The organism is Cupriavidus sp. CuC1 (genome assembly GCF_044627735.1).
GTDB classification, from domain to species: Bacteria; Pseudomonadota; Gammaproteobacteria; order Burkholderiales; family Burkholderiaceae; genus Cupriavidus; species Cupriavidus ulmosensis.
In genome coordinates this window covers 108091-119328 of the sequence record NZ_JBIUHC010000011.1, presented here as the reverse complement: position 1 = coordinate 119328, position 11238 = coordinate 108091, and the positions used below count along the sequence as shown (strand labels likewise).

At 66.0% G+C, this 11238-nt stretch carries 8 protein-coding genes; 4 read left to right on the top strand and 4 right to left on the bottom strand.

Going from position 1 to position 11238, the window contains the following annotated elements:
- Window positions 1–547: 547 nt before the first annotated feature.
- The 3 genes from ACGLHR_RS07365 to ACGLHR_RS07355 all read right to left on the bottom strand — a co-directional run bounded on the left by ACGLHR_RS07365 (window position 548) and on the right by ACGLHR_RS07355 (window position 4459).
- Window positions 548–2662 (bottom strand): pyridoxamine 5'-phosphate oxidase family protein, encoded by a 2115-nt coding sequence (locus ACGLHR_RS07365; protein ID WP_400092960.1) that lies wholly within the window; start codon window positions 2660–2662, stop codon window positions 548–550.
- Between the two features lie 65 nt (window positions 2663–2727).
- Entirely contained in the window at window positions 2728–3339 is a 612-nt protein-coding gene (locus ACGLHR_RS07360) for a glutathione S-transferase family protein (RefSeq protein WP_400092959.1), read from the bottom strand.
- Window positions 3340–3559: 220 nt separating this feature from the next.
- Window positions 3560–4459 carry a LysR family transcriptional regulator gene (locus ACGLHR_RS07355; protein WP_400092957.1) on the bottom strand — a complete coding sequence of 300 codons (900 nt, stop codon included), beginning with the start codon at window positions 4457–4459 and terminating at the stop codon, window positions 3560–3562.
- Window positions 4460–4576: 117 nt separating this feature from the next.
- Between ACGLHR_RS07355 and ACGLHR_RS07350 the strand changes: the two genes are divergently transcribed.
- Window positions 4577–5194, top strand: coding sequence for a hypothetical protein (locus ACGLHR_RS07350; protein WP_400092955.1), 618 nt, complete (start codon window positions 4577–4579; stop codon window positions 5192–5194).
- A 413-nt stretch (window positions 5195–5607) separates the two neighbouring features.
- Window positions 5608–6060 (top strand): GDP-mannose mannosyl hydrolase, encoded by a 453-nt coding sequence (locus tag ACGLHR_RS07345; RefSeq protein ID WP_400092954.1) that lies wholly within the window; start codon window positions 5608–5610, stop codon window positions 6058–6060.
- A 46-nt stretch (window positions 6061–6106) separates the two neighbouring features.
- On the opposite strand, the gene galU is transcribed toward ACGLHR_RS07345, so the two are convergent.
- The gene (gene galU / locus ACGLHR_RS07340) at window positions 6107–7132 is read right to left on the bottom strand and encodes a UTP--glucose-1-phosphate uridylyltransferase GalU (protein WP_400092952.1); all 1026 of its coding nucleotides are present in this window, start codon (window positions 7130–7132) and stop codon (window positions 6107–6109) included.
- A 305-nt stretch (window positions 7133–7437) separates the two neighbouring features.
- Between galU and ACGLHR_RS07335 the strand changes: the two genes are divergently transcribed.
- Complete coding sequence (locus tag ACGLHR_RS07335; protein ID WP_400092950.1) at window positions 7438–8022, top strand: phosphatase PAP2 family protein; 585 nt, start codon at window positions 7438–7440, stop codon at window positions 8020–8022.
- Between the two features lie 489 nt (window positions 8023–8511).
- Complete coding sequence (locus ACGLHR_RS07330) at window positions 8512–10953, top strand: hypothetical protein (protein WP_400092949.1); 2442 nt, start codon at window positions 8512–8514, stop codon at window positions 10951–10953.
- The last annotated feature ends 285 nt before the right edge of the window (window positions 10954–11238 follow it).

Below are 11238 nucleotides of genomic sequence, written 5' to 3'. Positions count from 1 at the left end.
GCGTTTTGACGACTGAGATGAGCCCGCAAACCGGCCGCGAACCCAGTCACGACCTGATGTTTTGAATCACGCTTCACCTCAACTCCGACGAGCTCCTAGGGTTGGAATTGGCAATCGCTGTTGCGCGATCGTTGGTCCATGCTAAGCGAAAATATATACAAAAACAACTTTTGTAGATTGTTTGGGTTGAGGCGGCCCGCTTTGTTTGCTGTTGCGCACATGGCCCGCTGCCAGTACTGGCAAGGGCTGCCGGGCATTTCTCAGCGCCCCGGCCATCCATGGCTGGAGCGTAGTCAAACCAGGCCGCCCGCGAAAGATGGCGGAATTGCTCGACCGATGCCCGGGAGGTATCGGTCGAGCGTGCCGGCCCGGTCAGGGCAGGTAGTTGAAGGTGATCGCGACAGTCAGGCAATCGCGGACCACAGTTGAGGGGCGGAGGCGGACGTGGCCTCCACCAGCGAGACCGTGTGGCCGGAAGGCTTGGTTGAAATGCCAAAGGCCGCTGGAAGGTTCCAGCATGCCCGGCGCGACGCCCAGGCCTGACCGCTCAAAGATCCAGTTGCAGCGGCACGATGGCTTTGTTCCCGTCGGCATCCATCGCCGCCGGGACCGCGCAGCAGATCAGCGCCTCGCCTTGCGCCACGCTGAACTCCGGCGCCTCGGCGTACGCCACCGTGCCCTGCAGCACACGCGTGCTGCACGAGCCGCAGCTGCCGCCGCGGCAACCGAAGGCCGGCGCCAGGCCGCGCTGCTCGGCCAGCGCCAGCAGCGAGCCGCCGCCCGGCGTCCAGCGAGCTTCCTTGCCCGATTGCACGAAGGTGACAGGCACGGGCTGCACCGCGGGCTTGGCGGCGGGTGCGGCCGTGCTGCCGGCGTCGCGCTTGCGCACCAGCGAGGACGCGCCAAAGGCTTCCGCATGGATGCGTGAATCGGCGACGTTGAGCGCGCGCAGGCCGTCGTAGAGCGATTGCATGAACGCGGTCGGCCCGCACAGGTAGAAGTCATAGTCATCGAGGGGCAGGCGGCTGCGCAGCGTGTCGATGTCGATGCGCCCGGACACGTCATAGTCCTTGACCCGGGTGGCGTCCTTCGGGTCGCTCAGCAGGCGCACCAGTTCCACCGCGCCGCCGGCGCTCTCAGTGAGCGTGGCGAGCTCCTTGCTGAAGGCGCGCTCGGCCAAGGTGCGCGCCGAGTGGAAGAACCACGTCGGGCGGACCCGGCGCTTGCGCAGGCCTTCATAGACGATCTGGCGGAGCATGGCGAGCATCGGCGTGACACCGATGCCTGCGGCCAGCAGCACGGCCGGCCTGCGCTCGGCGGCGTCGATGGTGAAGGCGCCGGCCGGCGCGCGGGCTTCGATCAGGTCGCCTACCTTGAGATTGTCGTGCAGGTGGCGTGACACCGTGCCTTCGCGCTTCACGCTGATGCGGTACACATCGTCGGCCGGCGACACCGACAGCGTGTAGGTGCGCATCACCGGCTGCGCATGGCCCGCCAGCGTGACCCGAATCGGCAGGAACTGGCCGGCCAGGTGCGCCACGCGGCCGGCGCCGTCAGTGGGTTCCAGGTGGAAGGACCGGACCACGCTGCTTTCATCGACGATGCGCGCGACGCGCAATGGCCGCCATGCGTTGGCCAGCGCCGCGGCGCGCTGGCGGTCGGCGGCTTGTTCCCAGCTGCCGGTCATCAGCGAGTTCGGCGATGCGCCGTGCGCTTGTGGCAGCCAGCGCAGCGGCAGGGCCTCGTCGCGGCGCACGATCTGCTCGGGCATGAAGCGCCACAGGCGTTCCGCGCCCTGGAAGGCGGCGATCTCTGGCGAGTCCAGGATGACCTCGGCCTTGCCGCAGAGCTGGAGCAGCTCGCCGGTGTTGAAGTCTGTAAAGACGAGGCCGGCGATCGGGTTGACCACGAAGTTGCCGAGCGTGTTGAAGAACAGGTTGCCGGCAAAGTCAGGAATGGTCAGACCGCCGTCCGCATCGATCCGGACAAAGCCGGGCTTGCCGCCGCGATGCGACACATCCACCTGGCGCTCCCCATCTTCAAGGTCCACGTAGGACGCGACGAAGAACGTATCCGCCGAACCGATGAGCGCGCGCGCACGCGCATCCAGCGCGGTGAAGTGGTGCGGCGCCGCCGGGGCGCGCATGCCGGACGTGCCGGGCGTGCGCGTGAATTCGAACACGCGCTTCTGGATGTACTGCGGGCAGTTGCCGAAGCTCTGCCCCACGTCGATCCGCAGCACGCCGTCGCTGCCTCGCCGCGCTGTACCGTTCATGCGGTTGCGCCGGCGTGTCAGCAGGTCGATGCCCAGCAGGCCAATGGCGCTGCCGTCTTCCATGCCGGCATCCGCCGGGTCGGCGGGGTCGCGGGCCGTGGCGATGTTCAGCGTGGTGGCATCCGGCGAGTGCAGGAAGCCCGGCTGCCCGGCGCGCAGCGTCGCCCACACCCGGCCATCCGGCGCGACCGCGCCCAGCACCACCATCGGCAGTTGCGCGAAGAACTCGCGGTGCTGGTCGGGCATGTAGTCGCGCACCACGCGCTGGCCGACATCCTCCATGCGCCCGGCAACGCCTGCGCGTGCCTGGAGGCTACGCTCGCCGGCGTGCCAGGGCTGCGCGGGGGCATGGGTGGCTTGCGTGGATGGACGGGCTTGGGCGGACATGGTGGGTGCTCCTTCCTGTACGACGTTCGGTGGCCGGCCTAGGCAGGTCCAGGCCAGAGTCCTGATCAGGCGGCGAGGCCGGCCGGCGTCGTCTTGAACTCCACAAAGCCCGGCAGGGCTTCGATGCGCTGCAGCCAGGCCTTGACGTTGGCGTAGTCCGACAGGTCGACAAAACCTTCGGGCGCTCGGGCGATGTAGCTGTACAGCGCCACGTCGGCCAGCGTGGGGTGGGCGGCGGCCAGCCACTTGCCCTTGGCAAGCACGTCGTCAACGCGCTTGAGGATGACGTGCGCGCGGGCAATCACTTCCTTGGCGTTGTAGGGGGCGCCAAACACGGTGATGAGGCGCGCGGCTGCCGGGCCGTAGGCGATCTCGCCGGCGGCGACCGACAGCCATTTCTGTACCGCGGCGGCACCAGCGGGCGATTCGGGCAGCCAGTCCGTCTTGCCGAACGTCTTGGCCAGGTACACCAGGATGGCGTTGGAGTCGGTGATCACGGTGTCGTTGTCCACCAGCACGGGCACCTGGCCGAACGGGTTGAGCTTGAGGAATTCAGGTGCCTTGTGCGCGCCTTTGGCCAGATCGACCTCGATCGCTTCGGCATTGGCGCCGATCAGCGACAGGAACAGGCGGACGCGGTGCGCGTGTCCGGAGAGGGGGTGGAAATAGACTTGCATGGCGGTGATCCTCGGCGTGTTTGGGAAATGACGCCGCCCGGTGGCGGCTAGCACACTGTCCGAAGGGTTCTCGGGAGAAGGCCTGCCTGCGCCGTGTCCGGTCCGTGTGCCTGGATGGATCATAGGTGCGTCCCGAGGCACGAAAAACGGCCCCGGCGAGAAGGGACTATTCTCGTTGCGAGAAGAATCGGGGCGCTTGGCGCCCCCGTCAGCGGGCCGGTCAGTTCAGCGTACTGTCCGCGCGCAGCGTTTCGATGGCAAGGTCCAGGAAAGCGCGGACCTTGCGCGTGGCATGGCGGCCCTCCCGGTGGATCACGTTGATGGGCAGGGGCGGCGGTTCCACGTCCGCCAGCACGATGCGCAGCGAGTCGTCGCGCAGCTGCCTGGCCACCTGGTACGACAGCAGCCGCACGACGCCAAAGCCGGACACGGCGGCAGCAATCGCGGAGTCATTGGTGGTGGTTGTCAGGCGCGGTTGCAGCCGGGTGACGACGGGAGTGCCGTCGCGGTTGAAGCGCCACTCTGCCGCATTGTTTGCGCCATTGGGCAGGATGGTGGCATGGCTGGCGAGGTCGTCCGGGGTTTGCGGCACGCCGTGCCTGGCCAGGTAAGACGGCGCCGCGCACACCACGCGCCGCACCTGGCCCACGCGCACGGCTTGCAGCGACGAATCCGGCAGCTGCCCGATGCGGATGCCTACGTCGATGCCTTCGTCGACCAGGTTCACGATCCGGTCCAGGAACAGGCAGGTCGCGTCGACCTCCGGGTAGCGGTTCAGGTATTCGGTGACGATCGGCATCACGTAGGCGGCGCCGAACAGCACGGAAGCCGTGATGGCAAGCTGGCCGCGCGGCGCCGCATGCGCGCCAGAGGCTGCCAGCTCGGCTTCATCGATCTCGCCCAGCAGGCGGCGGCAGTTCTCGAAGTAGGCCGCGCCGGTGTCGGTCATGCGGACCAGCCGCGTGGTACGGGTCAGCAGGCGCACGCCCAAGTGCGTTTCCAGCTCGTTGACGATGCGGCTGACCACCGATAGCGAGATGTCCAGCTTGCGCGCGGCGGCGGTGAAGCCGCCGGTCTCCACCACGGTGACGAAGGTCTTCATGGCCTGCAGTCGATCCACGCCAGCTCTCCCGGCCCGTGCGGGCGCTTGATGATCTGGCGGAGTATATAAGGACGCCTGCCGATGTGCACAATGGACGGCACCGGGTGGCAGGCCAATCACGCCCGTGCAAAGCCAATGCGGCAGTCCCATAAAAAAAGCCATTCCGAAGAATGGCTTTTTACACCCCGCGACATCCACACCACGTTGCTCCTGCCCCGTTGGCTCTATGGCCATTGTGGGCAAACCGGAGTCACGCTGCGAAGACCGGCAATCAAGTCGTACCAGGCGGCAAAGCCGCTCGTGGTCCAGCTGTCGGATTTAAGAACTTATGCGCTGCGACTTGTCACGCGACGGATCATACGTATTCTCGATAAGACATCGTATGGGGAAAAGCCCCTATTTTCCCCCGCTGTTCTCGCGTCAATTTCCGGCGCGGTGTGCATCGTGGGGGCGCATGCCGCCGGGCGGTGCGCCCAACCCATGGCGTTACCCGAAGATGTGCGCTTCACCCGTCGTGTCGTGGCGCTTTGGCGCGCGTTCGCGGAGCTGGCGCTCCAGTTCGGAGATGTGATGGTCGACGCGGGTCTGCTTTCGGGTGTGCCGGATTGCAAGTGCCGTGCACAGCACTACCATAAGGATGCAGCCGAGCTGGGCAAGCTGTATCGGGTCGTATTGCATAGGAATTCCTGGGCATCGTTGCGCGGTGGCGCAGTCTGGCGCGTGGCCAGTGATTGCTGGCCGCAAGTGAAATAACGGCAGCGGCGGCAGATTTTTAAGGCATTGCCGACGTCCGGTGCGCCAGGCAGTCGCCATCCGCCATTAGTTCGCCGGGCGCAACGCCTGGTGCGCTAGCCCACTTTCGAATCACGCGGCCACGGGTAGGCTCCATACGTCGCGGACAGGTCTGACCCACTTGCCCGTGCTTTGCGCCTCGCCTATCCCCCGGTGGGCGAGGCGTCTTTCTGCGCCGGCAGGGTCGTGTCGACGGGTTTCGGTCCAGCCCCCGGGCGGAACGACATGTTCCCGGATTCCGCGCGACATGCATGCCGGCGCTATTCTTTTTTGGGCAGCACGCTTGCCACGGGATGACGCGGATCGAAGCAGATTCAAGCAGGTTCAAGCAGGTTCAAGCAGATGGTAGTCTTTCGATTTTGGAGTCGCGCGCAATGCTTGCCAGATTGGATTTCCTCTCTGTGGTTGCTAACACCCCCCTGGTCTCGATCGACCTGCTCGTCACCGATGTGCAAGGCCGGGTGTTGCTTGGCCGGCGCCGTAACCGGCCGGCGAAAGGGTCATGGTTCGTGCCAGGCGGGCGTATCCACAAGGACGAGGGCCTGGATGCCGCGTTCCGGCGCATCGTGGCGGATGAGCTCGGCCTCACCGGGGTCGAGCGTGGCGATGCCGTGCCGCGCGGCGTGTTCGAACATCACTATCCGGACAACTTCGCCGCAGAGCCGGGCATCTCCACGCACTACGTGGTGCTCGCCTATGCGTGGACCATGCCCGGCGGCGCGCCGCTCGGGCAACCTGACCAGCACAGCGAGTACTGCTGGATGACACCGGCCGAGCTGCTGGCGCATGGCGAGGTGCACGAGAACACAAGGGCATATTTCCGCTGACCGGGGCCGGCTTGGCGACGGCCCCGGTGCTGCGCGCCGGGGTGGGTCAGGCGGCCAGCGGAATCAAGCGCGCATCGCGCTCGGTTTGCGCTTCGGCCTGCACGTCGGCTTGCACGTCGGCTTGCACATCGGTCTGCGCTTCGGGCGTTACGATCACCGCCTCCGCCAGCTGGTCGTTGCCGTGCGCCAGGGCTTGCGCGACGATGGCGCATTCGGTGCGCAGGTACGCCGCGAACGGCGCGCCGACTTCAGCGTGGCGTAGCGCGAACTCCACGGTAGCCTTCAGGTAGCCCAGCTTGCTGCCGCAATCGAAGCGGCGTCCCTCATAGCGGTAGGCCAGCGCCTGCTCGCGGGCCAGCAGCGCCTGGATCGCGTCCGTGAGCTGCAGCTCGCCGCCGGCGCCCGGCTTGAGCGTGTTCAGGAACTCAAAGATGCTGGGCATCAGCACGTAGCGCCCCACCACGCCAAGGTTGGACGGTGCGGCTTGCGGCGCGGGCTTCTCCACGATGCCGGACATCTTGAAGATGCGGTCGTCCCAAGGCTTGCCGTCGATCACGCCATAGGAGCGTGAATCCTGCGGCTCGATCTCCTCCACGCCGATGACGGAGCTGTGATAGTGGTCGAACACCTCGATCATCTGCTTGAGCACGGGCGTGCGCGCGTCCAGCAGATCGTCGGCGAGGATCACGGCGAAGGGCTCGTCCCCGATCAGCTTGCTGGCGCAGCGCACCGCGTGGCCAAGTCCCAGGGGCTCTGCCTGCCGCACATAGAAGCAATCCACGTGGGCGGGCTTGATGCTGCGCACCAGGTCCAGCAATTGCTGCTTGCCGCGCGCCATCAGTTCGGCCTCGACCTCATAGGACTTGTCGAAGTGATCCTCGATGGCACGCTTGCTGCGCCCCGTCACGAAGATCAGCTCGGTAATTCCCGCGGCCATCGCTTCTTCCACGGCGTACTGGATCAGCGGCTTGTCAACTACCGGCAACATCTCTTTCGGGCTGGCCTTGGTCGCCGGCAGAAATCGCGTGCCGAGGCCGGCCACCGGGAATACGGCTTTCCTGATCTTGAGCATGAAACTACCCCCGTCGTCTGGTTTGAAAGGCTTGGAGTCCTGCCGGTCGGTTGCCTTGGCGCGCGCAGCTCCTGCCGCACGGCATGGTCCCGGAGCCAGCCTTGGCGAAGCCAGCGTATCGCTGCGCAGCGAGCGCCATCTGCCAACAGTTCGCTGTATTCCGACAGCGCATGCATCCCGCCGCCTTGGCCTCGCGCGAGGGGCATACATTGTGGCCAACAGGATTCAATGGGAAGTCGGAAGCATCATCGATGGCGAGATCCGCTTTGAGCTCGCCTGCACACTTATGCAAGCTGACGAAAGACATGATGAACTGGTACCGGATCACAGACCTCGGCGATGCCGCCGTGACGCTACCGCTGGCGCTCACCACCGGCCTGTGGCTGCTGCAAAGCACCGGGTGGCGGGTGGCGCTGCGCTGGGCCCTGTGCCTGGCGGCGGCCGCGGCGCTGGTGCTGGCCAGCAAGCTGCTGCACACCGGCTGCGGCACGGTGCTGGAGAGTTTCGACATGCGCGTGATCAGCGGCCACGCGATGCTCTCGTCGGCGGTGTGGTCCGTGTTCCTCGGGTTGCTGTTGCGCAGCTTCCGGGCGTCATGGCGCCGGGCAGGCTTCGTGCTCGGCTTGATGCTAGCGGCCTTGATCTGCTTTAGCCGCGTGCGCCTGGGCGCGCATACCCCGGCCGAGGTCATTGCCGGGTGGCTTCTGGGCGGCGCCGTTGCCTTCTGGGTGCTGCGCGCCTGCCACGGCGCGCCGAAGCGGCTGGGCAAATGCCTGATCGCCGGCGTTGCCCTGCTCGGGCTGTGCACGGTGGCCTACGGACGCCATGCTCCATTCCAGCAGATCATCTGGCACTACTCGCCGTATTACGCCCCGGTGATTTGCCGCTAGTGCACTAGTGGCACTGGTGCCGCCGGCGCGCCGCCTGGTGCGAGAGCGCCGTCCACGCGCCGCGAACTGGCCTTGCCTGCGGCCCCGCCTTCGTCCGATAAACACTAAATCTTGGCGGCCATAGCCAGGGGCGTGCGGGTAAACTTGTATCCGGCGCGCTCACCACAATGGTGCGCCAGGCTTCGTTCGGCCCGGACCCTGCCAGCTATGCCGGAGGGCTCACTCAACCCCGCCGCGGCAAGTTTTGCAGGCCGCGCGTCCCACATGCCTTGCGTTGCCGTCATCCTTTGGCTGGCCGCGCCAGGAGCATCACCGATGAAACGCCTCGGCCAGGGGCTGCACAAGAAGGGCGCGTCCGACGCCGCCCGGCGCTTCGCCGGCAACGGCGGACAGCGCCCGCCAGTTTTCCATTCATTCGGGGACCTACGGGGTCCATGCGTTACTGTTGCGCCCGCGTTGACCAGACGCAGGCCAAACGATGGGGAAGCCATGTCGACGCTTACCAGCCCGAACCCAGCCCCGGCTGCGGGGAGCCCTTGGATACGTGTTGCCTTGCAGCGCGCCGGCATCTTGTTGCTGCTGTTGCTTGCCATCGCGGGCTGTGGCGGCGAAAGCGGGGGCGGCGCGACCAGCGCAAGCCCCGCAACCCTGCAGCCAGCGGCCGTCACCTGGACGCTGTGCGCCTCGGAATACCAGACCTGCGCCTTCACCGGCACCCACCAGGTCAAGTACGGCACCGACACGCAGTACGTCATCAAGACCTTCACCGGCGGCACCAGTTGCGACAACGGCGTGTTCGGAGACCCCGCGTCCGGGTTTGCCAAGAGTTGCTGGTACGACTCCGGCACGAGTAGTCCGACGACGCCCCCCGGCACCAGCACCTGGGTTGCCTGCAGCTCGGAGAACGGCTTCTGCAGCTTTACCGGCACGCGCCAGGTCCGCTACGGGACCGCTACGCAGTACGTCACCCTGACCTTCACCAATGGCGTGGCCTGCAACAACGGCGTGTTCGGAGACCCCGCGCCCGGTTTCGGCAAGACGTGTTCATATGAGGACACCGGCACCACAACGCCCACGACACCCACTACCCCGACCACGCCTGTGACGCCCACGGGCAGCGGCACGCTAAGTTGCACCGCGCCTGCCGGCAGCGTAGCGGCGGCGGGCGGCGGCGACGCAATCGAGATGGATACCCCGGGGGGCGACGGCACGCGGATGTTCGCCTCGGGCAGTACCTTCCCGCTGAGCGTGACCACCCGCGCCGGCAGCGCGGACACGGTGAACTGGCAGATCTCCGACGCCTGGAACAAGGTCCGTGCCAGCGGCCAGTTCCCGGTCGCCGCAGGCGCGATCGTGTCGACGCTGAACTGCACGTCCACGGTGTCAGGCTACTTTGCCGGATCGGCCAGCCTGGCCTCCGGCGCAGGCTCGCTGCTCGCGCGCGGCACGCGGCCCAGCGGCATTGCGACGTTCGGCGTGCTGCCCAACGTCTCTTCCGTGCTGCCGGCGGTCAGCTACGCCAACCAGGACCTGCATCGCTTCGGCGGGCAAGGCGCGGCCTACCTGCTGCCCGGGCAAGGCTGCTGCGATGGCGACGGCTATCGTCCGCTCTATCCCGCGCTCGGCTTGTCGTGGGTCAACGACAACCGCAACTGGTACGTAGAAGAGCCCAACGGTCCCAACACCTTCAACCCCGCGGTGGACCACCTCGCCTCGTACTTCAAGCCCGGCGACCTGATGCGGCTGATCCAGCTCGACGGCATCCCCGCCTGGGCGAGCCCCACCGGCGTGGCTACCCACAGCTACGCGCCGAAATCCTTGCCGGCCTACCAGGACTACATGAGCCGGGTGGGGCAGGAGTCGAACACGGTGCGGACCCGGTATTTCCCCGCGCAGTCGGCCAACTACTACCAGGTGACCTGGGAACCCGACTATAACGGCGGCCTGCCGTGGCTGGATACCGATGCCAACTTCACCGCGATGTACAAGGCCACCTTCCAGGGCATCCACAGCACCGACCCGAGCGCGGTGATCATGGGCACCACCAACGCCATGGTGCGCGAGAACACCGTCTGGCTGAACCGGCTGGCGCCGCTGGGCTTTGCCCAGTATCTCGACGGCGTGACGGCGCACGGCTACTACGACGTAGGCACTTCGCCATCGCATCCGCCAGAGCGCCTGGTCGGCAACAGCGATCCCTCCAACGCCGCCAACGCCCTGCCGGCCGCCATGCGCGAGCTGCGCCATGCTGTTGCCACCCAGCTCAAGCGCGGCGCGCGGCTGTTCGTCACCGAGACCGGGATCAGCTACGACCTCGGCTCCGCTTATGGCGCCAACTACCCGACGCAGAACGTCTTGTACGCGCACGGCGCGGTGATTGCCCGCACGCACCTGATACTGCTGGGAGAGGGCGCGGACGTGACCTATATGTTCTACGCCACCGACATCCCCACCGACCCTGCCGGCTACGGCTTGTTCTTCGACCTGGTCAACCCGCAAGGCACCTACGGCCCCGCCAAGATCAGCCCAAAGCCCGCGGCGATGGCAGTAGCGGCGATGACCCGGCTGATCGACGGCACCAATACGCTGGGGCCGCTCAAGGGGCTGCCGTTCGGGGTTTATGGGTATGCATTCCAGCGGCTCAACAATGGCAACGTGGTGACGGCATTGTGGGCGCATGACAATGCCAACTGGAGTGCAAATACGGGGTTTAGCGTGACGTATAGCGTTGCTTATAGCTTGCAGGTGGATGCGCCTGGGTCCAGCGGGCAGGTGACGGTGCTGGATATGATGGGGAATGCGGCTTCCGTGGCTTATTCGAATGGGCAGGTTGCACTGGCTTTGACGGAGACGCCGGTCTATGTGGTTTCTGCTAATGCTGCTGTGGTGCAGGGGAATGTGACTTTGCCTGAGGGGTATGTGGGGAGGTAAGGGGTTATATTGATTAGCGTTGAGCTTTTGCCAGGGCTTTGCGTAGTTGGTCGTTTATGCGCATGGAGGCGTTTCTAGGCTTCTAGCCCCGCTGACGCGGGGGGGTCTTTTGTGGGCGGGGTTTTTATGCTTTTAGCTGCTGTCGCGGTTCTGTACAGGATTGGCTGTTTTCCCGCTATCGAGATTTAATCGCTTCTAGTCCCGCTGACGCGGGAGTGTCTCTTGTGGGCGGGGTTTTGATGCTTCTAGCTGCTGTCGCGGCTGTACGGTGTTGGCCGTTTTAGA

What these genes read in the sequence shown, in the direction of transcription:
- ACGLHR_RS07330 (WP_400092949.1), top strand. Translation starts at nt 8,512, where the DNA reads ATGTCGACGCTTACCAGCCCGAACCCAGCCCCGGCTGCGGGGAGCCCT.
- ACGLHR_RS07350 (WP_400092955.1), top strand. Translation starts at nt 4,577, where the DNA reads ATGCGGCAGTCCCATAAAAAAAGCCATTCCGAAGAATGGCTTTTTACA.
- ACGLHR_RS07335 (WP_400092950.1), top strand. Translation starts at nt 7,438, where the DNA reads ATGATGAACTGGTACCGGATCACAGACCTCGGCGATGCCGCCGTGACG.
- ACGLHR_RS07365 (WP_400092960.1), bottom strand. Translation starts at nt 2,662, where the DNA reads ATGTCCGCCCAAGCCCGTCCATCCACGCAAGCCACCCATGCCCCCGCG.
- ACGLHR_RS07360 (WP_400092959.1), bottom strand. Translation starts at nt 3,339, where the DNA reads ATGCAAGTCTATTTCCACCCCCTCTCCGGACACGCGCACCGCGTCCGC.
- ACGLHR_RS07345 (WP_400092954.1), top strand. Translation starts at nt 5,608, where the DNA reads ATGCTTGCCAGATTGGATTTCCTCTCTGTGGTTGCTAACACCCCCCTG.
- galU (WP_400092952.1), bottom strand. Translation starts at nt 7,132, where the DNA reads ATGCTCAAGATCAGGAAAGCCGTATTCCCGGTGGCCGGCCTCGGCACG.